Annotated in this window: 19 protein-coding genes, 1 other RNA gene and 1 pseudogene; 12 read left to right on the top strand and 9 right to left on the bottom strand. The window is 32.3% G+C overall.

What is annotated here, in order from left to right; genetic code table 11:
• Nucleotides 1-35 precede the first annotated feature (35 nt).
• Together smpB and ssrA are read left to right on the top strand one after the other, a co-directional pair.
• A complete protein-coding gene (gene smpB / locus ACIQ4I_RS15760) occupies nt 36-503 on the top strand; it encodes an SsrA-binding protein SmpB (RefSeq protein WP_397539845.1) in 468 nt (155 codons plus the stop codon).
• Nucleotides 504-696: 193 nt separating this feature from the next.
• Nucleotides 697-1,054, top strand: a transfer-messenger RNA (tmRNA) gene (gene ssrA / locus ACIQ4I_RS15755).
• 130 nt (nt 1,055-1,184) lie between these two features.
• On the opposite strand, the gene ACIQ4I_RS15750 is transcribed toward ssrA, so the two are convergent.
• From ACIQ4I_RS15750 to ACIQ4I_RS15740, 3 genes are all read right to left on the bottom strand, one after another.
• Nucleotides 1,185-2,354 (bottom strand): site-specific integrase, encoded by a 1,170-nt coding sequence (locus ACIQ4I_RS15750; protein ID WP_403097680.1) that lies wholly within the window; start codon nt 2,352-2,354, stop codon nt 1,185-1,187.
• Nucleotides 2,355-2,460: 106 nt separating this feature from the next.
• Entirely contained in the window at nt 2,461-2,715 is a 255-nt protein-coding gene (locus tag ACIQ4I_RS15745; protein ID WP_403097678.1) for a helix-turn-helix domain-containing protein, read from the bottom strand.
• 54 nt (nt 2,716-2,769) lie between these two features.
• Nucleotides 2,770-3,441, bottom strand: coding sequence for a helix-turn-helix domain-containing protein (locus ACIQ4I_RS15740; RefSeq protein ID WP_403097675.1), 672 nt, complete (start codon nt 3,439-3,441; stop codon nt 2,770-2,772).
• 89 nt (nt 3,442-3,530) lie between these two features.
• Here ACIQ4I_RS15740 and ACIQ4I_RS15735 point away from each other — a divergent pair, with 89 nt between their 5' ends.
• Together ACIQ4I_RS15735 and ACIQ4I_RS15730 are read left to right on the top strand one after the other, a co-directional pair.
• Nucleotides 3,531-4,355: a hypothetical protein gene (locus ACIQ4I_RS15735; RefSeq protein WP_403097672.1), complete on the top strand. Its 825-nt coding sequence runs from the start codon at nt 3,531-3,533 to the stop codon at nt 4,353-4,355.
• Entirely contained in the window at nt 4,352-5,125 is a 774-nt protein-coding gene (locus ACIQ4I_RS15730; RefSeq protein WP_403097670.1) for a hypothetical protein, read from the top strand. Before ACIQ4I_RS15735 ends, ACIQ4I_RS15730 begins: the two co-directional genes overlap by 4 nt.
• Before the next feature lie 338 nt (nt 5,126-5,463).
• Here ACIQ4I_RS15730 and radC read toward each other — a convergent pair.
• The 4 genes and pseudogenes from radC to ACIQ4I_RS15710 form a co-directional block, all read right to left on the bottom strand.
• Nucleotides 5,464-6,067: pseudogene (radC, locus tag ACIQ4I_RS15725) on the bottom strand (RadC family protein).
• Between the two features lie 180 nt (nt 6,068-6,247).
• Complete coding sequence (locus tag ACIQ4I_RS15720) at nt 6,248-7,018, bottom strand: hypothetical protein (protein WP_403097667.1); 771 nt, start codon at nt 7,016-7,018, stop codon at nt 6,248-6,250.
• A 7-nt stretch (nt 7,019-7,025) separates the two neighbouring features.
• Complete coding sequence (locus ACIQ4I_RS15715) at nt 7,026-7,418, bottom strand: hypothetical protein (RefSeq protein ID WP_403097665.1); 393 nt, start codon at nt 7,416-7,418, stop codon at nt 7,026-7,028.
• 42 nt (nt 7,419-7,460) lie between these two features.
• Nucleotides 7,461-7,664: a hypothetical protein gene (locus ACIQ4I_RS15710; RefSeq protein WP_403097663.1), complete on the bottom strand. Its 204-nt coding sequence runs from the start codon at nt 7,662-7,664 to the stop codon at nt 7,461-7,463.
• Between the two features lie 352 nt (nt 7,665-8,016).
• Here ACIQ4I_RS15710 and ACIQ4I_RS15705 point away from each other — a divergent pair, with 352 nt between their 5' ends.
• The 7 genes from ACIQ4I_RS15705 to ACIQ4I_RS15675 all read left to right on the top strand — a co-directional run bounded on the left by ACIQ4I_RS15705 (nt 8,017) and on the right by ACIQ4I_RS15675 (nt 22,017).
• Nucleotides 8,017-9,396 (top strand): MrcB family domain-containing protein, encoded by a 1,380-nt coding sequence (locus ACIQ4I_RS15705; RefSeq protein ID WP_403097661.1) that lies wholly within the window; start codon nt 8,017-8,019, stop codon nt 9,394-9,396.
• Nucleotides 9,397-9,417: 21 nt separating this feature from the next.
• Nucleotides 9,418-9,624 carry a hypothetical protein gene (locus tag ACIQ4I_RS15700; RefSeq protein ID WP_403097660.1) on the top strand — a complete coding sequence of 69 codons (207 nt, stop codon included), beginning with the start codon at nt 9,418-9,420 and terminating at the stop codon, nt 9,622-9,624.
• 482 nt (nt 9,625-10,106) lie between these two features.
• A complete protein-coding gene (locus ACIQ4I_RS15695; protein ID WP_403097658.1) occupies nt 10,107-12,725 on the top strand; it encodes an AAA family ATPase in 2,619 nt (872 codons plus the stop codon).
• Entirely contained in the window at nt 12,709-13,992 is a 1,284-nt protein-coding gene (locus ACIQ4I_RS15690) for an McrC family protein (RefSeq protein ID WP_403097657.1), read from the top strand. Before ACIQ4I_RS15695 ends, ACIQ4I_RS15690 begins: the two co-directional genes overlap by 17 nt.
• 750 nt (nt 13,993-14,742) lie before the next feature.
• Nucleotides 14,743-15,417, top strand: coding sequence for a hypothetical protein (locus tag ACIQ4I_RS15685; protein ID WP_403097655.1), 675 nt, complete (start codon nt 14,743-14,745; stop codon nt 15,415-15,417).
• 61 nt (nt 15,418-15,478) lie between these two features.
• A complete protein-coding gene (locus tag ACIQ4I_RS15680; RefSeq protein ID WP_403097653.1) occupies nt 15,479-18,811 on the top strand; it encodes a helicase-related protein in 3,333 nt (1,110 codons plus the stop codon).
• A gap of 11 nt (nt 18,812-18,822) precedes the next feature.
• Entirely contained in the window at nt 18,823-22,017 is a 3,195-nt protein-coding gene (locus ACIQ4I_RS15675; protein WP_403097650.1) for an Eco57I restriction-modification methylase domain-containing protein, read from the top strand.
• A gap of 70 nt (nt 22,018-22,087) precedes the next feature.
• Here the strand turns inward: ACIQ4I_RS15675 and ACIQ4I_RS15670 are convergent, their stop codons facing one another.
• Nucleotides 22,088-22,582, bottom strand: a complete 495-nt coding sequence (locus tag ACIQ4I_RS15670) for a restriction endonuclease (protein ID WP_403097647.1) — start codon at nt 22,580-22,582, stop codon at nt 22,088-22,090.
• 790 nt (nt 22,583-23,372) lie between these two features.
• Between ACIQ4I_RS15670 and ACIQ4I_RS15665 the strand changes: the two genes are divergently transcribed.
• Complete coding sequence (locus ACIQ4I_RS15665) at nt 23,373-24,080, top strand: DNA alkylation repair protein (RefSeq protein WP_403097997.1); 708 nt, start codon at nt 23,373-23,375, stop codon at nt 24,078-24,080.
• A gap of 580 nt (nt 24,081-24,660) precedes the next feature.
• Here ACIQ4I_RS15665 and ACIQ4I_RS15660 read toward each other — a convergent pair.
• On the bottom strand, nt 24,661-25,752 hold the full coding sequence (locus ACIQ4I_RS15660) for a low temperature requirement protein A (protein ID WP_403097644.1): 1,092 nt from the start codon (nt 25,750-25,752) through the stop codon (nt 24,661-24,663).
• Between the last annotated feature and the right edge of the window lie 145 nt (nt 25,753-25,897).

The following is a 25,897-nucleotide window of genomic DNA, read 5'->3' as shown; positions in this document are numbered from 1 at the left end:
GCTCTTCTCAATCCATTTTATAGAGGTGACTCCATATGCCAAAAGGTACTGGAAGAGTTTTAGCACAAAATAAAAAGGCTGGATTCGATTACTTCATCGAAGAAACGATTGAAGCAGGGCTCGTATTAAACGGTACAGAAATCAAGTCCGTACGCCAAGGGAAAGTTCAATTAAAAGACTCCTTTATCTTAATCCGTAATGGTGAAGCATGGATTTCCAATATGCACATCAACACATATGAACAAGGGAACATCTTCAACCACGACCCACTTCGCGTCCGCAAACTATTGCTACATAAAAAGCAAATCATGCAATTGAAAATAGACGTCAAACGCGATGGATATTCAATTGTACCGCTTAAAATGTACATAAAAGACGGATACGCAAAAGTCTTAATCGGTCTAGGTAAAGGTAAGAAAAACTACGACAAGCGTGCAGACATAAAGAAAAAAGAAGCAAAACGCGAAATGGGCCGCGCCCTAAAAGCAAAAAATCAATTCTAAAATCTACCACTTGAAGTATGACCTAATTTGTCATATACTCTATGTATAGCAAATAAGCCAGTTCACAGTATGATAACCATACTGATCCGAAACGCTGTTAATCAGCACCTTAATGGATGATATATATCGTGCTTGCAATTTCTGAGTAAAGTTGGCGAAGAAATGCGCCGTGTATAGAAATCCGATATATTAAGGGGACGTTACGGATTCGACAGGGATGGTCTGAGCTTGAGTTGCGCGTCGGAGGTCTCGGCTTCGTCACCAACGGAAGTTATATAATAACTGGCAAAACAAACAATAACTTAGCTTTCGCAGCGTAAGCTCGAAACTGCCTAACTGCTCTATCGCCCATGTAGCGTAGCTAGGCTCAACTTTAGTGGGATACGGTTGCTAGTGCCACTTGAGCTAGTAGCAAGAGATTTCCAAGTTAGCGCACAGGACGCCTGTTTGTCGGCATAATGCTGCGCGAATCCTAAATAGACAAACTACACGCGTAGTAACTGAAGTATCAGAGTTTCTGGACGTGGGTTCGACTCCCACCGTCTCCATATTACGAAATCATAGAGTTTCAATGAGTGTCAAAATCCTTGATATATAAGGGTTTTGGCACTTTTTAATTTCATTGAATTTCAATGAATGTCATTTGAACGTAGTCAAAAACGTAGTCAAAAGTATTCAATCTTAAATGTTGAGATAGCTTTCAAATTTTTGAATGGCTGCTTCTTTTGCTTTTTCTGTAACGTGTGCGTAGATGTTCATAGTTGTTTTAACGTCACTATGCCCTAAACGATCTTGTACTTCTTTAATACTTGCTCCCGCTTCAAAAAGTAAGGAGCAGTGAGTATGACGTAAACCATGTGTCGTAACCGTATCAAGATTGTATTTCTTTTGTACATGTAAGATCCATTTACGAGTTTTTGTTGGTTGTAAATATTCGTTTTGTTCATTACTGAAAACAAGTTGATCTGCTCGCATAGTGTTAAATCCAAGAATTAAATAATCCTGTTTTTGTTTTTTACGCCAATCTTTTAGTATTGCCATCGTACGTTCATCCATTTTTATTGTTCGTGCAACGCCTGTTTTTGTAGATTTCATATATAATTTATTGTCTTTACCTCGTGATAGGGCCTTATTGATACAGATTTCATTTGATTTGAAATCTAAATCCTTCCAATTTAGAGCCAATGCCTCACCTTTGCGTATCCCGCTAAAAGCAAGTAAACGAAATAAAGTAAATGCTTTAACGTTATTTTCTTTTTCAAAACATGATAAAAACTCAATTAGTTGTTCACGTGAATAAAAATTTTCTTTCTTTTCTTCTATACTTGCTTGTTTCTTTTTTAAAGCAGTAGGCATATCAACTAGAGCAAATGGATTTGTTTGAATATAACCACGCTTGATTGCAAAATCTAACACTTTAGCGGCGTATGATTTAATCATTCGGAATTTCTTCAATTTATCTGCCCACTCATCTACATGACGTTGACATACGTCCACTGTAATTTTTTCAATCTTATAAGAATGCATAGCAGGTAAAATATGATTTTTAAAAATACCAGTTGTTTTAACAAAAGTGCTTTCTTCTACAGTCTTTTCATATTGTTTTAACCATAACTCGTATATATCTTGATAGGTCTCAGGTTGTTGCTTTTGATATGTGCCATTACTAATTTCAAGTTTTATACGAGCTAAAGCTAACTCAGCTTCTTTGATTGTTTTAAATTTACTTTTAGACGTACGCTTTTGTTTTCCAGTTAGCGGATCAACGCCAAGATAAATTTGAAACTTGTATCTTTTTTGCCCATTTTTAAGTGTATAGCTTTCAATAATCGATGCTTTTTTCTTTCCCACGATAATTCCTCCTATATCAGTTGCAGGGGCAAGATATAAAAAGAAGAGGAGTTACCTCTAGTGTTATTATAATCGACACTAAAGAAAAATCCTCCTAAGACCATAATTAAAAACTATTGCTTTCTAAAAATGTGTCTATCTCTTTACGGGAGACTCGTTTAATACCATTAACTTGGAATATCTTTAATCCCATCTCACGAAACTTCATAAATGTATTATGAGAAACTCCTGCGTACTTTGCACCTTCAGTAATTGACATCCATTCTTTACTTTGTTGTTTAGATGAAGTAAGTGCCTTATTAACAGCCTTTAAAATTACTTCTTCTATGTAAATTTCAGAGCAATTCAAATTATAAATCATCTTAATCTCTCCTTAATGGTAATAAAAATATTAATGATGGTTATACATCAATTGCTATTCTTCTAGTGAGATTGTGATATTAGGGTGCTTGATATTAATTTCTGAAACAATATTATTTGCTTCTTGAAGTGGAGATTTTTTCAGAGCTTGTAACCATTCATTATAAGAAAGATTAAATGGAGAAAGTTCTAGAGTTTGAATCATTACACTAAGAACTTGAATTAATTCGTCCTCTTTTAGAGATTTGTGGTGGTGGTATAGCAATGTACTATTATCGTCTTCGAACTTCTCAACAACATAAACAGAAATATTTCTTCTTCTGCTTAAAACAGTACTTTCACCGACAAGATATTCTTTCCCATCTACAATAAGCGAATCTGCTTCATCGATTTCAAAGTCACCTAGATCAATTTCAGTAATTGAGGATTCTCCTAATGAAAACAGCTTTTCACTTCCTTCATAATAATCGTCAGTAAAAACATCCATCTGCACATTGAAATCTTTTGCTAATGCATGAATGACGGAAAAAGAAGGTTTTTTTGATTCTCCTCTTTCAATTGAAGTTAATGTTTGCGCAGCTATACCTGTTCTTTTTGAGATAGCATTTGTTGTGTATTGTACAGGATCAACTTCATCCATTAACTTAGTTCTTAAAAAACGGATACGTTCACCTAACGAACTATTATTAAGTAAATTAAATTCAATCGAGTTAATGCTCGTTGACATAAAAAACAACTCCTTTAGTTTTATACTTTACAACTATTGTATCAGTTTTATATAATAAAAACAATTATTTCAGTTTTAGGAGATGCGATATGGTTAAAATTCAAAACATCGTACTTTCACAAAATACATTTTTTGTTGATCGTACTATTTTCACAAATTATTTTCCGGAATTAAAAGCTGAGAAGTTAAGAATTTATTTATTAATGTGTAGAGTAGTTGGTGCTAAAAATGGTTCGTTTTTTATGTCATTAAAAACAATTACTCAAGAAGTGAATTTGTCAGAATATCATGTAAGAAATGCACTTGATTTTCTATCAAAGAATTTTTTTATTAAAAAAGTTGGAAATAGATTTCAAGCAAATGAATACGTTGTTTTAACAGTTCCAGATTATCATGAAACAACAAACACTTATTACTCCAATGAAAAGATTTCTAGAGATCGTTTTAATGCAAAGGATAATTTAAATGGATATTGCGAATTGCCAATAGAAGTTATGCAGGGATCTATTTTAAGAGATAAAACGAAATGGACTGATCGCAAAATTAAAATACTAGGTCAGCTTTATATGAATCATTGGATTGATGTATATGGTGGAGTAGACCCTGAGGTTATTCATGGCAAAAATAATTCATTGTATGTAAGTGAATTTGTTAGCCAAATGGTAGGGTGTACACCGAAAGATGTAGCCAAAACTGTTAAATGGCTAATTAATGAGGGGTACGTATATAAAGTTAAAACCATATATCGACCAAATCAAAACTCATGCTATAAAGAAATGCAATTTATTGGAGATGCGAAGCTAGTAATTACTCAGCCAAACGATATATCTATAACAGCTATTAGACTTACATGTATGCCTGATTTAAAACTTAGTAGAGCATTAGCACGAACAGGTGGGAAGATAGCAATATGAATAAACAAATTCCACAATTCCAAAGTGTAAATATATCAGAGTTCTCTTCAGGAATAATAATTCAGATAGAAGATACTCCAGTTGTATTTCAAAGACCTATAACTAAAGAATCTGTATTCCAAAATGTAACTATGATGACTTTTCAACAACTAATAATGAAAAGGGCAAGAGCAGCATTAAGAGCAAAATCGCTGAAGGCTTTCATTAATCCGGTATCTATTGAAATTACAATAACATCATTGAGTTCTCCCCAATCAATGTTACTTGAAAGAATTTTGAAAGCTATTTTTGATGGTTTGAATAAGCAGGTTATTCAAGACGACTTTTTGGTTTCTCATGCTCAAATATGGCTTAAGAATTGTAATCAGCGTTATCAAAAATCAATTGTAGAAGTAGAAGTTCGGGATACAATAACGGGTGATAAAATTTACTTTAGAGTAAATTCCCCAAGTATTGAGAAGAAAAACCCGTTTGTATATAAAATTGGAGGAGCGATTAATTATAATCAACAATTTACAAAGCAGCTTACAATGATTGAACAATCTATATTGGCCCAAAACTTTACTTCTAAAAGACAATATGAGATATGCCATATGCTTTTCTGTGTATCCGATTTAAGTAAAGACGTTGATAATATGTTTCTAACATATATAGACTTTATACGAAGTAATGGATACTTAGATATTTCGAATAACATTGGATTTGGTATGTATAAAAGAGTAGTAGAGAAAGGAAAGGAGAAGGTGATTATTAACCTTGTTGCCAAGTAATCTGCATTCCTCGAAAACGTAATAATATCAATACTTTAACCAGTGTATAGATACATTAGATTCTCAAGGAATGAAAGAGTGTAATCTTCATGAATAATATACATTTAAAATACATTAAGTAAATAAACTTCAATGTTACATTTCAACACATTTTCGGATATATACAAGTAAGCAGTATTTTCTAAATAGATGTGTTAGTTAAGGTGGCTCAGAATAAGCATTTTTCAATGATAATAGTGGTGCTTGGAGTAAAGTAGTTAAACACCGTGAATTTAAGCCCATTATCAAAAATAGAAGAAGAGGCAGCGAAAACATGCTGGCTCTTCCTTTTTTATATATTACATGTACCCTTTTTCATTCAAAGACATATAACTTTCGAATCCAATAATCAGATGGTCGATAACTTGAATACCAACAATCTCTCCAACTTCCATCAATCGCTTTGTAACCTCGATATCTTCATGACTTGGTGTTGTAACCAGAAGGGTGGTTATGTGCAACAATTGCACTTGCGCAACTACGACGAATTAAATTTTTAAACGTCTCTCTAGGATGAACGATTGAAGAATTAAGAGAACCAATAAACACTGTTTCGCGGAACATGATTTGATTCTTTGTGTTTAAACCTAATACTACAAAGTGCTCTTGAGTTAGATATTGCATGTCTTTCAAATAATTATAACCATCCTGCGGAGAACGGATTGTATAACGATCTTCAATAGGATTTGGATTCATACGAGCTAGTTTAAGAGCTGCGATAATTTGTTGAGCTTTTACTTTGCCAATACCTTTGATATTAAGAAGTTCTTCTTCTGTCACGTCTAATAGTTCTTGTACAGAAGGGAAGCGGCTGAAGATTTCGTTTACGACATAGCTATCCTCTTTCTCATGAATTGTTGTTGCAAGTAATAGCTTGAATGTTAATTTATTGAATGTGTTCATTGTTAAATTCCTCCAATGGTTATTTTTATTTGAATGAAAAAAGGAGCAGCAATGATGCCACTCCTTAATGCACGTGTTAAGATGAATGTAATACAGATAATCAGAAGTAAATTCATGGTCAGATGAACTTACTTCAAGACAGATTAAAAACCCATTGAATGCTGATGCAATCGATGGGTTTTAGTCTGCTTGTTGTTCTGTTAAATTGTTATCATTTCCCTCCTTTTTGGCGTATTTAATTAGTAGTAAATCCTGTGTGAATTCATACGCTTGCTTTTTTGTAAGCATGGTACTGCGTTCAACATTGTAATTTAGTTTCATATATTCTTTTGCTACGCCATTGCCAATTTTAAGATCTTCTACTATTCGATATAATGTATGAAGTTGTACATTAGTAGCGTATTGATCACCTCCCTTAGTCTGTTGTTTAGGAAAACTTTCAATATCTTGAGTGAATAATCCACTTGACCGAGTAGCAGATAATACAGCATCAATTAATGCTCGTTTTTTAGCCATTTTTAGTAATGTATTTACTATTGTAAAAGGATCCTGGAATCTATAAGCCGCTTCTCTACTGTTGCAGGAACCGATACCTTCAGCCTCTACAACACCGTTATCTTTGTTAGAGAGTGATACTTTTACTTCATAAGAGAAAACACCTATATCCCACTGCTCGATACGATTAATAACTTCTACTGTTTTAGAGAAACCAAAAGCATCACATAACTTTTCTGCACCGGGTTTTAATAATGTTGGTTTTGAGAATCCACTAATCAACCCATAATCAATGCCTCTATGCATGGATGATTGTACAAATTCATTTAATGCCTGAATGCGTCGTGTAGATTCTTCAGAAGTTAACACTAGATTTGGTACCGTAGAAGCTGTGACAGATTCAGATGAGTTGCTAAAAGGAATTATATTGCTTTCATTGACTTGTTTCTTTTCCATTTTGTGATTACTCCTTTTCTATTGAGCGTAATGTTTTTTGCATTATATTGATGAAATGGTGTGTGTAGCTTGCTGATGATTTTTGTAGGTAATGAGAAATTGTTTTTTTGTGTTTCATGATTTCATCGACAATGTTATTGAATGAAGATTGATGCAAATCATCATCATCATATATAGATTCAATTGCACGGATTGCCGCATGTAGTTGGTTACGTCGATCAACAAGAATCATTAATTTCACATAGTCATTTTTATCAACGACTTCCTTTATTTCAATTAAAAGTTGATTCATCTCCTCAATAAGCAAGTTGTAGTCGATTCGTATTTCTTTTAATGAAATGTCTTTCCCGTTCTCGATTTGAGATAGATTTTGAGTGCTTTTCCAAAATTGTTTTCTCACATTCTCTTCCTCCAATTAGTTATTAGTGTAGATAATTAGGAATCATTGTTTGAAGCGATGATAGCCTTTCATAGTTAACTTCATTAACGTACCTTCTTCTACATGTCGATAAATTAATAGATAACCTTCGTCTTCAAGATTCCTTAACAACGAGCGATTCATTTGGTGTTCTGGAAAATGCTTTAGCGAAACCCACTTATTCATCTCTTTAGCACGTATCAGGACATGTTTAACAGAATCATTCATCTTATTACACCTCCTTTCAATGATTGCGTTCCTCTCACTACGCATGTCGTCTCTGTAAAATAAAAAAGCCATCATCCATCCAAGTAGGACAGATAACGGCTTGTATAGAGGGGTGGGGCTTGAAACGGCATGGTACCCCTTTAAAATAAATGAACAGGTACTAAGAAAAAATTTCTATGAAAAATCCACATATATAGCGATTTAATCACTAGCTGAAATTTATTTTAAAAAAAAACGATGTTTTTTTGTTGCAAGATAGCAATCTATATGTAAAAATATAGATATCTTAAATCGAAACAAACTAATGCGAAAACAAGAAACAAACGTATCGATTTGCTTAGGGGGATTTTAAATGGAAAACACAATTGAGCAAGTAGGAAAAAAGGTAAGAAACTTACGTGAATACAGAAAAGTGAATTTGAGAGATTTAGCACGAGAAATTAAAGTGAATTATACTGCGCTAAACAAGATTGAAAATGGAACACAAAAATTAGATATTGAAACACTAGCCAAATTGGTGAATTACTTCGATGTGCCTGCAGATTATTTCATTAATCCTTCAATGAAAATTCAAGAGACTGTAGAGAATAACAAGCAACGATCGCGGTACGTTGCAGCTTTCAAACGAGTTTTAAATGAGTATTTACAAGAAAAAACAAAACCTTCGAAGAATAATCACTTAGCCAGCTTTGTTCGCAATGAGTTAGTAGAGATTATTAATACAGAAATTCCACTTGATGAGAAGATATATATGGTAACTGGATCAGTTGGAGTGGGTAATTGGGCGGCAATTCCTTGGGTAAGTTGCTTTGATCGTTCAGTAACTACATCAGCAACAAATGGTTATTACATCGTTTACCTATTTAAAGAGGATATGTCTGGTTTTTATCTAAGTCTTAATCAAGGATACACTTTCTTTAAAGAAAAATATGGAAAAAGGGAAGGGCATGTAAAACTTCAACATACTGCAAAATTAATACGCTCAAAAGTTGAAGTACCGAATGAATTTAAATTAATAAGTATTGATTTAGGGTCTAAAGCTGACTTAGCCCAGGGTTATGAAAAGGGGCACATTTACGGAAAATACTATGACGCAAATAACCTTCCAACAGATGCTGAACTTATAACAGACTTCCGTGAGCTTTTAGAAGCGTATAAGAAGATTGTTGTATTTATGAATGGTCGTAGTGTGAAAGAATTTAATGATTATCTACTATTGCAAGATGACCTAGAATTTTTAGAAAATGATGAAGAAAATTATCAAGATGCGGTAAATCATTATGTAGATGAAATTGAAACCACTGTTTCATTAATTGATAAAGAGATTCCACGTCCGCCGAAAGACGTAATCATTGATGAAGGAGGAAATCGAAGTTATCCACGCAATGCTCAAGAGGCAGCAATAGCTTTATTAAGAGAAAATTATAAATGTGAAATAGATCCGAGTCATGAAACTTTTATGTCCAAATCTACTATGAAACCATATGTAGAAGCTCACCACTTTGTTGGTATATCACATTATGAAAAGTTTCCGGAGGTCGATATAGACCGTGCTGCTAATATTGTTTGTTTATGCCCTACATGCCATCGGAAAATCCACTATGGAGTGGATGATGTAAGATTACCGATGATTGAAAAACTATTTGAAAAGATAAAAGTCCGTCTTGAAAAAGTAGGTATAGAAGTAACTATGACTCAGCTTAAAGAATTCTACGGTATTAAAGTGAAATAATTCAAAAGGGGAGATGCAACTATGAGTAAAGAAATTGTTGAATATACAGTTGGTGAATTGAAATTAATGTCTCGAAAACATTTTGTTAATGAGCTTGGGGCATATACAACTTGTTTAGATCTTAAATATAGAACTTCTCAGGAGAAATCCTGGTGGGACTGCTATTATTATCTAATAAATGAATTCGAATATAACATTTACTTACGACCATTGCATTCTTCTATTTGAATACTGCCTACCTTTTACAAAATATCGACGACCAGTGTATTATGCTATTTAACAGAAAAGTGCTAGTTCTTAAGTTTAAAAGAAAAGATGTTGATTTAAGATGTAGATCAGCTACGATGCTATTTGATTTTGTGAAGAATATTATGAACAAACACAGCAAATGAAATTTGCGGTTGAAGGTGACTGGCGCAAAAGGAGAGGCATTAATAAAAGGAGTACTAGCGTATAAAAAGCTTATTTTGATCAACGAACAAAGCAACCTTTTGCTAATGGTAAAATTCCAACGACAATACTATTGGATGAAGCGCAACGTACCTGGAATAAAAATAAAATGGGTGTTTCATATGGCATGAGTGAACCATGAAAGTGCAAGGACAAGCAGCTATTGACGAGTTTTAATATGAAATACTAATAATGCGCTTTTTAAATTAATTTATTGAATACTGAAAATTTTATGTTGAACAAAAAAATAGAGGTGGAATATGAAATTAACAGTTATTGAAGCTGTTTGGTTAGGCGCTGCGGTGTTAGCTTACGAGACATATCATAGTAAAACGAAACCTTCTGAAAATGATATGTATTTTAGACAAGTAGATATTCAACATAAAGCGCAACAATATACAGTAAATGAAGTACAACACGCGCGTGTTAATCAATGGGCAAATGGTGATCATCCAGCGAATCAAGTTAACTATTTACGTGCAGGAGAAAATAAAACACGTCGCCTCTCGTTTAACGGAGAATTTCAAGGTGTTAAAGAGAGACCTAATTTGAATGAAACAGATAAGGTAGAAACAGCGATAGGTGTAGTAACAGTCGCTGATATTTATAATTTTGTAAAGCACGAATATTCAGCTTTATTTACAATCGATTTCTTTGCTATTTTAGACTATCTTGTACAGTACAGTAATATGCCGTACAAAAATCCAGAAAGGGCTACAGGTGAAGAAAAGCAGCAATTTGAATTGATGCGAGAACTAGGAGGCATTGCAGTTACAGAATTAAATAAAGTAGCTCGTCTATGTGGAGATAAATATAATCTGAAAAATAAAATGAAATCGAAATGGCTTACTGGTGGTCATGATCGAATACGCAGTTATTTCTGGGAGCAATTAAAGCTTGAACCATTTATGGATTATCCAACGAGTCTCTCAATATTTGCAGAAGCAGCAAAAGATGATCAACATAAAGCACGTATTCGGCTTGCGGTAGAATTGGAGGAGAAAGCTGCAACACAAGCAGATTATGTCAGGCACCATCAATTTTTAAATGAATCCAGTCTTCCATCAGAGCTTTCCTATTATGTAAAAGAAAGTGCAACAAATCATAATTTTCATGTTTATGACGAAGATCCAGGGACAATTAAAAGAAAATTGCAAAATGAACTGTATAAAAAGGTGCAATTAACATATGTACTGACTTATGAAGAAATTCAACGAAACCAGATGACTAACGAACAAATTTTACACAGGGTACTAGAGGGTGTAGAAAAGCTTTTGCCTTATTATCAATTAGCCATTCATGATGGCAAAGAGGAAATAAAAGCTTTAGATGTGAGTTCTTTAAGAGAGGAAGAGCAGACAATGGATTATCCAAAAAATATGATTCTATACGGCCCGCCTGGTACAGGGAAAACCTATAATACAATCAACTTTGCTGTTAGTATCATTGAAAATAAGCCATTAAAAGACGTGCAAGAAGAATCATATGAACAGGTCTTTTCCCGTTACAAAACGTATCGGAAAACTGGACAAGTCGGCTTTATTACATTCCATCAATCATACGGTTATGAAGAGTTTATTGAAGGAATCAAACCTGTTTTAGATGATGAACAATCGGAGCAAGTGAGATACAAAATTGAAGCAGGAATTTTTAAGCAGTTTTGCGAACAAACACAACAATTGAAAATTTTTTCATCAAATAAAGAACTAGAGTTTTCTACAGATACGCGAATCTGGAAAGTATCACTAGGTAGACGTGGAGATGAAAAAACAAAAAAAGATTGTTTTAATAACAGTCGTATCCGCATTGGATGGGATGACTTAGGAGAAGACATTACTGATGAAACAGAGTTTCCAAACGCTAGTGTGAAAAATATTCTGTCCAATTTTTATGATGAAATGAGTATCGGGGACATTGTGTTGTCGTTGGGGGATCAAAAACATATTGATGCAATCGGCTTTGTAACGGGAGAACCTAAATGGCTTGATGAAATGCCATATTACAAAAGAAGTAGAAAAGTAGAATGGATTGCAAAGGATATTTGGGAATACGTTTATGAGTTTAATCAGCAAACCAATTTAACTTTAGCTACTGTGTACGAATTAAAATACATTAATAGGGAAGAAATTAATAAGTTGATTTTGAAGTACTCTACGGATCAACAAGCTGATTTGGAAATTGAAGAAAATAAGAAAAACTATGTATTCATTATTGATGAAATTAACCGAGGGAACATCTCGAAGATTTTTGGTGAACTGATTACCCTCATTGAACCGACAAAGCGACTTGGTGCAAGAGAAGAAATGAAATTAAGACTTCCATATTCGAAAAAAGATTTCGGTGTACCGCAAAATGTCTATCTCTTGGGGACGATGAATACAGCAGATCGCTCGATTGCTTTAATGGATACTGCACTGAGACGACGTTTCAATTTTATTGAAATTATGCCTGATACAGCAACACTACAAGATATTCTAGTAGGTGAAATTAATATAAAACGAATGTTGGAAGCAATAAATCAACGTATTGAAATACTATATGATCGTGAACATACGATTGGCCATGCGTATTTCACCGCCCTAAAAGAAATGCCGAAAATAGAAAAATTGGCTTCAATTTTTGAGAATGCCATTTTGCCTTTATTACAAGAATACTTCTATGAAGATTATAGTAAGATTCAATTAATATTAGGAGATAATGGGAAAAGTCAGTCTGCTAGATTTATTTTAGATGAGAAATTAAAGATGAAAGATGTATTTGTTGGCAAGGTTAATTTGGATATACCTGAACAAACATTTGCCATTCAGCGAGAAGCATTCCTAAAGCCTGAAAGCTACATTGGAATTTATGAGCAGGTTGCACATGAAGAAGATCATTGAAGCAAAAGAGTTTGATGTTATCACATGTAATCCCGAATTTGAAAAACATTCAGGGTACATCTATATGGATCCAAGATCATTCCAACAATTAGAACAACTCATCTTAACATTTAATGACGATGAACAGGCGGATGCAATTGAATTCTTTAATGTGACCACGAAGAGAGAAGTAGGAAAGGTCATTAAACTGAAAAACTATGTAGGTATGATTCATTTAGCAACAGGGATTCAAATCGAAATTTTACCTAAAATTCATCGACATATGACTGGAGATACGCGAAAGATTTTTTTAAAGATGCTTAAGACACTTAAAGATTTTCCGACTAAAACTTTTAATGAAGCGAACTTAAATACAGAGCGTATGCCGCTATTTGAAGTATTTATTCATTTATATATCCAAGAAGTGCAGCGGCTTGTAAAGAAAGGCATTAAATCTGCCTATTATGAGGTGGAAAATAATTTAAATGTGTATAAGGGAAAAATGCTATTCAATGCGCAAATCAAACATAACCTCTTGCACAAAGAACGATTTTTTATGTACTATGATGAATTCGGGATGAATCGGGCGGAGAATCGACTGATTAAATCAACATTATTACAAATATTGAAACAATCTACTGATACAGAAAATGTAAAAGAAATCCGACAATTACTAATGCATTTTGAGTTAGTGGAAACCTCTCATAATTACGAAAAGGATTTTCAATTGGTCGTCATTAATCGAAATTCGAAGGATTATGAGAGTATCATCGCATGGTCAAAAGTCTTTTTAAACAATCGTAGTTTTACAACATTTTCTGGTGGGACGTTTGGAAAAGCACTTCTATTTCCTATGGATAAGGTATTTGAAGCGTATGTTGGGCGACACATGGTTAAGCAATTTTCAGATGAATGGGATGTTTCACTACAAGACAAGGGCTTTTATTTGTTTGAGGATAAATTTGCGCTTCGCCCAGATATTGTCCTAAGAGCACTAAATAAATCACGTATCATTATCATTGATACAAAATGGAAACTATTATCTAACTTATCAAACAAGAATTATGGTATATCGCAAGCAGACATGTATCAAATGTATTCGTATGCAAAGAAATATCAAACAAATGAGATATACCTAGTTTATCCTATGAATGATCAATTTGAAAATATGAAAGAGATTCAGTTTGTTAGTGATGATGGGGTAAGAGTAAACGTATTCATGTTAGACTGTGAACAGATAGAAAATAGTCTGCAAAAACTAAAGCTAAAGTTTGGATATACAACTTAAATAGTATGAAGAGCCAATTTCAGAGTCACGCTTTAAAAAGGAAAAAGAATAATTTCGAATGAATTAAAAATAAAAGTTAAATAAATAACCTAATAATGTAATCTTCGATAAACACATTGATATAAATATTTTAGACGGTTAGGTGCTACTGCCGTATCACCATAATCGAAAATCATAGGATTTCATAAATTGTCAAAACCCTTGATATTCAAGGGTTTTTTATTTTTGTCTGTATCGTTTTATATAATTTCAACCAAGAATAGATATTCTTTGTAGTTTGTACATACTATGAATTAAAAGATCTTAAACTTCTTTTAAACTAGCATCCGCTTCTGTTCAAAAGAGTGTGGGGATGTTATTAATAATCGTCTATATCAAAAAAATTTAAATGAAATAGCATTAATTAACCAAATTATCGATAAGTAAAATTTTTCATGAAGGATTGTAAGCGTAGCCTCTAAGGATTGTGCTTTTTATTTCACTAAAAATTATTCAAGAAGGGGTTTTTAGGAAAATTTTTCTGTTATCCATGGTTATACAACACCCGTTAAAAGAAAAGTTATTTAGTATACATCATATTGATTTTCTTAAATCAAGTCATTATTTATGGTATATTATACTGTAAATAGTATATATGGTATATATTCACGATAAATTTATCGTTAATTTGAACTATTTTTGAGTAATGAACAAATTATTGAATATTATACTTTATATATTTTTAAAAATAATAAATGGAGGAATTCTATTATGTATAATGATGCTAACATTAATCGTAGAGTAAGGTATAATGAGGAAAGACAAATGCGCCATAAGGCAGCACAAAAATATGAACAGCCAAGTGTTGAACTTGTAGTAGAGTTAATTAATCAAAAAAGTCCGAAAAAAATAGCTGATTTTACAAGATATGATGAAGAATGGTTTGAAAAATATGACATAAATGATAAAACCAATGAGTGGGTAAAAGGAGCTTCAGATTATTTACTGAATATAAATATAACAGGAAATGATACTGTCTTTTCATATGTAGAAATTAAATACAAAACACAAACTTTCCGCAAAACAATTAGTGGTGGGACTACACTTTCTGGCTCAGTTATACCTAATTACGGATGTGAAAGTTATTATCTGGATGTTTTTCCTGTTTGGAATAATATTTGTGATTTTATTAGTAGAAACAGTATTCCGACTAATAGTTTTTGGCTAGCGTTTGTAAATGAAGATATTAGTGATGCACGTTTAATTAGTGCTGCTAAAATATCAAAAATTATAAAAAATGGGTGGAATGGTCAACCAATTGGCGAATATGGTGAAGGATATGGCCAAAAAGCTTATTTAATACCGGAAGTCGCTACAGTTAGATTAGCAGAATTAACACTTAATGAAGTATTACATAGTACAACGATATTAAGAGTAAGACCATAGAATAGATTTTAGAGAGAGAAATTTTTCTCTCTTTTAATTTTTTTAAAAGGAGATTAAATGAATGCCTAGGATATTTGATAATATCGATCAAAAGCTGGTTGAAGCTTTATCTACAACGTTAGAAACTTCATATAAAGCAGATTTTTGTATAGGATATTTTAATTTAAGAGGATGGAAGCAAATAGATAAATATATTAAGGATATGCAAGGTACTACTAATAATCAATGTAGATTATTAATAGGGATGCAAAAATTACCTGAAGAAGAATTAGTGGAACTATTTTCAGATAGTACGGAGAGCTATCTTGATCGAAAAACAACGTTAGATATTAAAAATAAACTATTGGATAGTTTTAAAAAACAATTAATTATTGGAGCTCCTTCTAACAGTGATGAAGCTGGCCTAAAGCGATTGGTTAGTCAACTAAAAGAAGGTAAAGTACGTGTGAAACTATATTTACGTACAAGTTTACATGCCAAGCTATACTTAATGTATAGGAAAGATCCTATTAGCCCGATTGTAGGATATTTAGGGAGTAGTAATTTAACGTTTTCAGGCCTTAGAGGTCAAGGTGAGCTGAATGTAGATGTTTTAGACTATGATGCTTGTAATAAGTTATCTAAGTGGTTTTCAGATCGCTGGGAAGATAGATATTCATTAGATATTACTGAAGATTTAATTAAGCTCCTAAGCGAAAGTTGGGCGCGTGAAGAGAAAATTATTCCCTATAACATTTATATGAAAATGATTTATCATTTGTCGGAAGAGGCGCAGCAAGGTGTAAGAGATGTATCGATTCCAGAGGTAATTCAAAATGAATTATTAGAATTTCAAGAAACAGCATTAAAAATTGCAGTTCAGCACATTCAAAAAAGAAATGGTGTAGTAATAGGTGACGTAGTCGGACTAGGTAAAACAATATTAGCGACGTCAATTGCAAGATTGTATCAGGAAAATTACTTTATCGAAACCTTAATTCTCTGTCCAGCAAAATTAGTGCCTATGTGGAAAGATTATTGTAAACGCTATGATTTAAATGCAAAAGTTATATCTCTAGGAACAGTAATTGAAGATTTAGATAAATTAAAAACTAGATATGGTCTGGTTATTATTGATGAGAGTCATAATTTACGTAATAAAGATGGTAAGCGTTATAAAGCAGTTCAAAGTTATATAAATAGAAGTGAATCGAAAGTCGTCTTATTGACAGCAACTCCTTATAATAAGACTTTTTATGATTTATCTAATCAATTACGGTTATTTATTCCTGAAGGCTATCAGTTCAGTATAAGGCCAGAAAGGTTAATTGAGGAAATGGGAGAAACAGAGTTTTTAAGACAATATCAATGCTCTTTAAACTCATTAGAAGCTTTCGAACGTAGCACATATGCAGAAGATTGGCAGGAATTAATGCGGTTATATATGGTGAGGAGAACGAGAAGTTTTATACTAGAGAATTATTCTAAGAAGGATGATGATGATAGTAGAAAATATATCAAGTTTAAAAATGGAAATAAGGCATATTTTCCTCAAAGAATTCCAAAAACACTTACCTATGAATCAGCTGGGAAATCGTCTTACAGTAAACTATATTCGGAAGATGTCTTAGACAAAATCAACTCATTAAAGTTACCAAGGTACCTTTTAGCAGATTATATTAGTGTTCAGAATAAAAAGGGATTAACTAGTGTTGAATCTCAATTGGTTGAGAATTTAGGATCTGCGAGACATCTAATTGGCTTCTATAGAACGAATGTTTTTAAAAGATTGGAGAGTAGTGGGCAGGCATTTCTAAAAACTATTTATAGATATTTGTATAGAGACGGTGTTCTATTGTATGCATTAAAAAATCAATTACCAGTACCAATTGGCTCCCAAAGTTCGGAATTACTTGAAATTAAAATTAACGAAGATTTTCATTCTCTTTTAGAAGATGAAGTTTATGAGGTGGGGGAAAAAGCACAATTTCAGAAAACTCTTGCTGGTATTGAAGTACAATCAAGGAAAATTTATGAAAAAATCAAAGATAAATATAGCAATAATTTTAAATGGATTTCGCCAGTGTTATTTAGTAAAAAATTAGTAGGACATTTAGAATCAGATAGCAAAATTTTATTGCAAATAGCTTCGAATGTAGATTATCAATGGGTCGCAGAAAATGATGAGAAATTTTTAAAACTCTTAGAAGTATTGACAGTGCACCATTCAAAACAAAAAGTGCTGATCTTTTCACAGTTTGAAGATACAGTAGAATACTTGTTCGAAAATCTAAAAAAACATGGTGTAACCGAATTAGAGCGAATAACAGGTTCTAGTGAAAATCCAACAGAAATAGTGTGGAAATTTAGTCCCAAGAGTAATCATCAAAAGGTAGATAAAGAGATTAGAATATTAATTGCAACAGATGCTTTAAGTGAAGGTCAAAATCTACAAGATTCATCAATTGTAATTAATTATGATCTGCCTTGGGCAATTATTAGGTTGATCCAAAGAGCCGGGCGCGTAGATAGGATTGGCCAACAAGCTGAAGAAATATTATGCTATAGTTTTATGCCAGTAGAAGGTATAGAAAATATTATTAATTTAAGAAATAGATTATTAAATCGTTTATCAGAAAACGCAGAAGTAGTTGGAACTGATGAAACATTTTTTGAAGACCAGGGGGATATTGAAGCTTTACGTGATCTATATAATGAAAAATCGACGTTATTAGAAGAACAAGACTTTTTTAATGAAGTTGATTTATCATCATATGCATACGAGATTTGGAAACGTGAGTCTGAACAATATCCAGATTTAGAGAAAATCATTAGAGAGTTACCTCACGTAGTCTATTCAAGCAAAAAGAAACAACATTTTACTGCTGCTAATTCCGTAATTGTGTATTTACGAAATATGGTAGGAAATGATGCGCTAATATGGATGAATGAAGATGGGGAGAAAATTAGTACATCTCAATATGAAATTATAAAAGCTATCGAATGTCAAATGGAGACTCCTTTTGTTGAAAAGGGCGCGAATCATCATGGCATAGTTGCTAAAGCTTTAAAAGATTTTAAATCCGAACAAAAAAATATTGGTGGTCAACTCGGAAAAGCAACAGGGGCTCGATTTAAGGTTTATGAAATGTTAAAAAATTATACTATAGAGATCAGAAATTCAATATTCATGGATGAACTAGATAATTTAAATGATATACTAAATTTAATATATAAGTATCCCCTAACGAGATATGCGGCAGACATTTTAAATGCAAAATTACGTTCAAATGTCGATATTAGAGAGTTAATAGACACATTATATTCAATTCAACTTGAAAATAGACTATGTAATATTTCAGAAGATCGACAACAGTTTGAACCAGTAATATTGTGTTCTATGGGATTAAACTAGAAGGAGAAAATATGAAGTACCCAGTAAATGAAATAAGAAATAACATTTATAGTTTTGATTTTAAGCGATTATTTATTGAAGATTTAGGATGGAACAATTGTCATCTTCAAGATATTAAAGTAGAAGTGAACAAAGAAGTATTTTGGCTAAATCCGATAGCTGAAATTGCTGGAATGCCTGCTTTGACAATTGTTGATGAAAATAACATAGCAATCTCAAACTTTACTGTACGTAAGAAAATTGAACGTGAATTATCCAAAAGCTATCGTGAACATATTATTATTTATATCGATGCTGCAAAAACGCGTCAGATATGGCAATGGGTTCGAAGAGTTAAAGATGAACCACTAAGTATTAAAGAATATAATTTTTATAAAGGTCAGACTGGAGAGGCAATTATTCAAAAATTAAGATCTATATATTTTGGATTTGAAGATTTTGAAGATGGAAATGTCAACATCATGGAAGTTGCTACACGAGCGAGTTCTGCATTTGACCTTGAAAAAGTAACGAAGAAGTTTTTTGATCAGTTTAATAAAGAACGCAAACAATTTATTAAATATATAGATGGAATAGATGATAAGCATTTAAGAGAGTGGTATGTATCAGTAATATTAAATCGCTTAATGTTTACTTATTTTATTCAAAAGAAGGGCTTTTTAAATAGTGATGTTAATTATTTAAGAAATAATCTGAATGGAATTAGTGAAAAATATACATCGGGAGATCGTTTTTTTACAGAATTTTTAAGTGTTTTATTCTTTAAAGGTTTTGCGCTAGTTCCTGAAAAACGATCTTCTCATACTGTGGATGTCATCGGAGAAATTCCATATTTAAATGGTGGTTTATTTGTAAGACACCATATTGAAGAAGTTTATCCAGATATAGTTATCAAAGATGAAGCATTTGAAAAGATCTTTGATTTCTTTGAGAAATATAATTGGCATTTAGATGATAGACCCAATAAAAATGATAATGAAATTAACCCAGATGTTTTAGGTTATTTATTTGAAAAATACATTAATCAAAAACAAATGGGCGCATATTATACTAAAGAAGATATTACTAACTACATTAGTAAAAATTCAATTATTCCATATTTATTTGGAACTTTATTAAGGAATAAAGATAACAAAGTTAATGTTAGCAGGCTTTTACGGGATATCTTATCTAGAGACCCAGATCGATATATGTATAGTTCAACAAAAAAAGGAATAGAATCACAGGTCGATATTAATTTGTCAAATGTGAAGGTAGACGGAGATATAGGATTACCTACAGAGACATGGAATGAATTTAATCTTCGTATTGATAATTATCGTGAAATATTTAAGAAAATGAAGAATGGTGAAATCTATAAAATTGAAGATTTGATTACGAATAATTTAGATGTTAGGCAAATTATGCAGGATTTCATAGAAGAATGTGAAGATCCAGATATTATAGTTGAACTATATAAAGCGGTTAGAGAAATCAAAGTATTAGACCCTACTTGTGGGTCAGGAGCTTTTTTATTCGAAGCTTTAAATATTTTAGAAGCTATTTATCATAGTTTAATTATTAGAATGACAGCATGGTTAAATGAACCGAATAATTTAGCTCGTCACTATGAAAAAGTAAATAAAGAGTTGAATAAAATACAAGAACATAATAATCAAGACTATTTCATTTTAAAAACCATCATGATCAATAATTTGTATGGTGTAGATATTATGGAAGAAGCTACTGAAATTTGTAAACTACGGTTGTTTTTGAAACTAATTTCACAAATCAATTCAATTGAAGAATTGGAACCATTACCTGATATTGATTTTAATATTAGATCTGGAAATACTTTGGTAGGGTTTGAAAGCATTGAGAGAGCGCGTCAAGTAGTAGAAAGTACACTGGATTATGATGGGTTTACTACTACGTTAAATGTAAAGATTGATTTAATTAAAAATTTATTTGCAAAATATAAAGATGAACAAATAAATAACGGCAGTACAATTTATAACATTAAGCAAGAATTAAACACAGAGTTGTTCTCATTAAAGAGAGAGCTAAATAGATATTTGAAAAATGTTCATGCGGGACAAGTCGACTATACAGAGTGGGTAGAGAAAAATTTACCATTCCATTGGTTTGTTGATTTCTACGATATTATGGAACAAGGTGGATTTGATATTTTAATAGGTAATCCACCTTATGTTGAATATAGAAAAATAAAATCTGAGTATGAACTGTACGATTATAAAACGATTAGGACAAACAATCTTTATGCTTTTGTTTTAGAAAGATGTAATTATCTTTTAAAGGAAAACGGTATTATAGGAATGATTATTCCACATTCAGCTTTCTGTACAGATAGAATGGCCCCTCTTATGGAGCTATACAAAAAAGATAAAATGCTATGGATTTCAACGTATTCTATAAGGCCTTCTAAGCTTTTTGTTGGTGTAGATCAACGTTTAGCTATTATGTTGTATCATCCTTGTAAAAACACAAATAAGGTCTTTACAACTAAATATCATCATTGGATGGAGCCATATAGACCATTCTTGTTTGAAAACTTAAAGTATGTGGAGCAGAACCAGGGAATTGAATATAAAAATTCTATTCCTAAATTGAGTAATAAAATAGAAGTCGACATATGGAATAAAATTAATGCTAAGAAGCTTTTATCTAACGATTTAGGTACTACACTTGATTTTTATACTATTTATTATCATAATGCACCAAGATATTGGATAAGAGCAATGAACTTCATTCCATATTTTTGGAACGAAAAAGAAGGTCATAAAATTTCTTCACATGTAAAACCTCTGAAGGTGAAAAGTAAAGAAGATGGAGATGTTGTTTCGGCAACCATCAATAGTTCATTATTTTTCTGGTGGTTCATTTTATTATCTAACTGTAGAGACCTGTCTGCTAGAGAAATAAATAATTTTCCATTAGGATTAAGCACGATGAGCGAGGAGATGAAATCACGTTTTGTTGATTTAAACCATGTTTTAATGAAAGATTATCAGAAAAATGCACATCGAAAAGAAGCAAATTATGCTACAGGTAAAGTTGAATACGATGAGTTTTACCCAAGATATTCAAAAAATATTATTGACCGTATAGATACTGAGTTGGCTGAATACTATGGTTTAACGGAACTCGAACTTCAATATATTATTAACTTTGAAATTAAAGTAAGATTAGGTGCAGATGAAGATTAATCATATAAAGTAATTATTAAATATAAAAGGAAAATGCCTCCCAGTTGATATTGGGGGGCACTTTAATTGTTTACTCAGAAAGCCAATTGTTTTGATACATCTTTATCAGTCTTCCTTCGGCATCATTAGCTTTTATTTGGCAAATAGTCATGAAAGCTCCAAATGAATTTAATATATCATATTTAAAAACTTCTTTAGGAACGTTCATAGAAAACCAATGAACATCACGATAATGATAAAATGGATTATTTGCATTTACATCAAATCGGTATTCGCTTTTAATTTCGCCAAAATGAAATGTTTTATTGATTTTGCTAGGTAGTACAATCCAATCTCCAATTTGCATTGAGTTGGCCATTGGATATAATTGTGAAGCCCAATTATAAGCAGTTCTTTTTTTCGGCAATTTGTATTTTTCGATTAAATATGGATACAGATCTTCTTTTTCTTTAAATGATATTAAGTCGATATTCAAGGAATCCCAAGTTAGATAAATTCGATTATCAGAAAGAAATTTTTGTTCGTATTCTCCAGAGGCTCCGGCCCTGAAAAGCCAAATAGCCATATAAAATCCCCCAGTATATTGTGTAGTAATAAATGTTAAGAGGTGTCTTTACTAGTTTCATTAACTAATACCTATTTTATCAAATTATTTGAGTTTTAATAGTTTTTTTGTGGTTTGAGGAAACCAAGTAGTATAGACTTACACATTTACATGTAGGTTTAGTTACATAAAAATTAATATATTAATAATAATCTGTGTTTATATAGTATTATTCTTAAATTTTAAAGTTCTACCTATTACTTTTTCAAAAATATATTAACTTAGTAAAATCTATATCTACTTTTTTATTTAATTAGATACATAATTAATAACTAATCAAATAATAATTAAAAATCTTGCCCCGCAACGTAATTTTTATCAAACGTAGCCAAAAACGTAGTCAAACATTATTTAAAGTTCGATAATACTTGATATATTAACTGTTTGAGATGGTAGGGTTCGACTCCCACCGTCTCCATAGAGTGAAATCATATGGTTTCAATGAGTGTCAAAATCCTTGATATATAAGGGTTTTGGCACTTTTTATTTTATTAGACGATTTCAATGAGTTTCATTAATTCAATCCTTAATTGATAAAAATACTATTTCCTTAATATACAGTTTTAATAAATGTTTTGAACAGTAACAGTTCTAGAATATTGCCCCACGATGTAATTAGAAGAGTTCTGCCTAACACTCCTGGGATAAAATTGTATCTTAGCTGACAAAGAATAGTTTGTTATAGGATAATGGTAATATAATTAATGAGCAAAATAGTAGGGGGGACTCCAAAATGAAGGAAGTGCAAACAATGAATTTTGAAATGGTGATTCAGGAGCTTGAAGCTCTTGGCAAGGAACGAACTAAAAAAATATACATTTCCAATGGTGCGCATGAGCCGCTTTTTGGCGTGGCTACAGGCGCGATGAAGCCAATAGCCAAGAGAATAAAAATCAATCAACCTTTAGCTGAAGAGCTTTATGCCACAGGGAACTACGATGCAATGTACTTTGCAGGTATTATTGCCGATCCACAAGCAATGACTGAGTCAGATTTTGATCGTTGGATGGATTCGGCATATTTTTATATGTTGTCTGATTTTGTGGTAGCAGTAACTTTAGCTGAAGCGGATATTGCACAAGAAGTTGCTGATAAATGGATCGCAAGTGGTGAAGAGTTGAGAATGTCAGCGGGTTGGAGTTGCTACTGCTGGCTTTTAGGGAATCGCTCAGATGTTGAATTTTCCGAAAGCAAGATTGCCAGAATGCTTGAAATTGTGAAAAATACCATTCACGATTCGCCTGAACGAACGAAATCTGCTATGAACAATTTCCTATTCACAGTGGGAGTTTCATATTTACCGCTCCATGACAAGGCGGTCAAAACTGCAAAAGAAGTAGGTCCAGTAGAAGTCAAAAAGGACAATAAAAAAAGTAGTTTCCTTCACGCTTATGAAAGTATTCAAAAGGAAGTAGATAAAGGTAGAATTGGCTTCAAACGGAAACATGTAAGATGTTAAACAAGCACCTTAAATAACGAATAAAATGCTATGATCGAGGGCGTTGATCCAAAATGGATGGATGCCCTTTTTTGTTGAGCTTATTTTACTAACTGAGCATAATATTCAGCGTTTCTATTGGTATCTTAATAAAATCTAATGCACACAAATTTAGAAATTTATACACTTAAACAATTACCTCAAAACATATATACAAAGAAATTAAGAATATACCATTTTGCAATACGACTTAAAATTAGATAAGTGCAATATTGGATAATAGCTTGAACTTACACTTAATTACAACTAAGTCGTACCTTAAAATATGCGATTTTAATTTTGGTTGCCAGTCACCACCCGATACGGATAAACGGTATGAGCAAGAAATAATTTAAGACCAAAAATGTGTGGCGTATCGTTCTACTATTTTGCATAACTAACTTTAAAACCCAGCTACCTTCATATGCGAAGATTAGCCGGGTTCCTTAACCTTAGCTTTGAAATAAAATGGCGATGTTTAAAAAAGTTCTGAAGCTTACCGCTAACAATTGAAAATTATTATTTTTTGGGTATGCACCCTATTATAAAACTACCGGATTTTTTAAGTGGTTGTTAATTTAGCATAAATGATAAAAAACAAGGATAATTCCCCCATTATGACAATGTTTGGAACAACCATGATCAAATTAATAATAAAAAAGACTGCTAAAATTCCTAAGAATAACCCTAAATGATAAATAGTCAAACGGTGTTGTTCATACCTATATTGATGAAAAACAGTAGTAGTTGCGAGGAAATAGAGTAGTACAGAACTAAATACAAAATATAACATAAATGAATAATGGGCCTCATGTAAAAACAGCAGCTTGATTGAAGCTGCAATCATGCTCAAAGAAATTAAAATAAACAGATGACCGTAAATAATGGTTTGACCTGCTGTTTGGATCGACTTGTTTACCTTCTTTTCTACATTATCAAAATACTGCCACCACATCGAAATAATAAGGATAAATGAAACAATGGAAAACGAGATTGAATCCCAATCACCTTTTTGCGGCTGTAGTACAGAAAGCGTGCTGACGACCGATTCTCCAAAAAGGATTAATGTTAACAATGCAAAACGTTCTAATAAATGAGCTATATTGGTCGGGGCTTTAACCAAGTACTTTCGTCCGTAAACAGGCACAATAATATCGACCGCAATTCCTGCATATAACACAGCGTATCGAATCCATGAATCAAAAAAGATAGAGAGAAATGAAATGATGATCCCAATCCAAAAACGTGTTCCTAAAAACCAGGCTGCCTTTTTTCTATCCCCTTCTTCCAATCTTTGAACAACAAGATATTGAATCGCTGTTAGTGTTCTTATTCCAATATAGCCAATAAGGAAAGAGAGATAGTATTGATCAAAATCAACCGATAAGCTGGAAATCATAGTAAGGACAAACACCATTTGAAGAATCATTAATAAGCGTTGATGCAAAAAATCTTGTCCAAAGCGATTAATAAACAACGTTTGCCCAACCCAAGACCACCATATTGGGATAAACATTAGAGCAAACTTTAATAAATATTCTGGATGTATGTACCCTTTTTCAACATGAAGTAAAACATGAGTTGTAGTCGCAACAGCTGCTACAAATAGCAAGTCAAAAAAGAGTTCTAACCAAGTAACTTTCTTTTCCTCCATTTTCAGCACTCCTTTGTTACTCTAATAGATTATAGTATTATAAAAGGTGTAAGATGTTCATTGTATCCGATGCACGATGCATCAGGAACTTGATCATCACCCCCTGATATGGTGAATGTATCATGTGTTTTTCTATGTCCCAACC

It is taken from the genome of Rummeliibacillus sp. NPDC094406 (assembly GCF_044763875.1).
Classification (GTDB): domain Bacteria; phylum Bacillota; class Bacilli; order Bacillales_A; family Planococcaceae; genus Rummeliibacillus.
Note: the sequence above shows the minus strand (reverse complement) of the source record. Positions and strands in the feature narration are given on the sequence as shown.

Bases quoted from the DNA above. Each gene is read 5' to 3' on its own strand.
- smpB (WP_397539845.1), top strand. From the start codon at position 36: ATGCCAAAAGGTACTGGAAGAGTTTTAGCACAAAATAAAAAGGCTGGA.
- ACIQ4I_RS15745 (WP_403097678.1), bottom strand. From the start codon at position 2,715: ATGATTTATAATTTGAATTGCTCTGAAATTTACATAGAAGAAGTAATT.
- ACIQ4I_RS15740 (WP_403097675.1), bottom strand. From the start codon at position 3,441: ATGTCAACGAGCATTAACTCGATTGAATTTAATTTACTTAATAATAGT.
- ACIQ4I_RS15735 (WP_403097672.1), top strand. From the start codon at position 3,531: ATGGTTAAAATTCAAAACATCGTACTTTCACAAAATACATTTTTTGTT.
- ACIQ4I_RS15730 (WP_403097670.1), top strand. From the start codon at position 4,352: ATGAATAAACAAATTCCACAATTCCAAAGTGTAAATATATCAGAGTTC.
- ACIQ4I_RS15720 (WP_403097667.1), bottom strand. From the start codon at position 7,018: ATGGAAAAGAAACAAGTCAATGAAAGCAATATAATTCCTTTTAGCAAC.
- ACIQ4I_RS15710 (WP_403097663.1), bottom strand. From the start codon at position 7,664: ATGAATGATTCTGTTAAACATGTCCTGATACGTGCTAAAGAGATGAAT.
- ACIQ4I_RS15705 (WP_403097661.1), top strand. From the start codon at position 8,017: ATGGAAAACACAATTGAGCAAGTAGGAAAAAAGGTAAGAAACTTACGT.
- ACIQ4I_RS15700 (WP_403097660.1), top strand. From the start codon at position 9,418: ATGAGTAAAGAAATTGTTGAATATACAGTTGGTGAATTGAAATTAATG.
- ACIQ4I_RS15695 (WP_403097658.1), top strand. From the start codon at position 10,107: ATGAAATTAACAGTTATTGAAGCTGTTTGGTTAGGCGCTGCGGTGTTA.
- ACIQ4I_RS15690 (WP_403097657.1), top strand. From the start codon at position 12,709: ATGAAGAAGATCATTGAAGCAAAAGAGTTTGATGTTATCACATGTAAT.
- ACIQ4I_RS15685 (WP_403097655.1), top strand. From the start codon at position 14,743: ATGTATAATGATGCTAACATTAATCGTAGAGTAAGGTATAATGAGGAA.
- ACIQ4I_RS15680 (WP_403097653.1), top strand. From the start codon at position 15,479: ATGCCTAGGATATTTGATAATATCGATCAAAAGCTGGTTGAAGCTTTA.
- ACIQ4I_RS15675 (WP_403097650.1), top strand. From the start codon at position 18,823: ATGAAGTACCCAGTAAATGAAATAAGAAATAACATTTATAGTTTTGAT.
- ACIQ4I_RS15670 (WP_403097647.1), bottom strand. From the start codon at position 22,582: ATGGCTATTTGGCTTTTCAGGGCCGGAGCCTCTGGAGAATACGAACAA.
- ACIQ4I_RS15665 (WP_403097997.1), top strand. From the start codon at position 23,373: ATGAATTTTGAAATGGTGATTCAGGAGCTTGAAGCTCTTGGCAAGGAA.
- ACIQ4I_RS15660 (WP_403097644.1), bottom strand. From the start codon at position 25,752: ATGGAGGAAAAGAAAGTTACTTGGTTAGAACTCTTTTTTGACTTGCTA.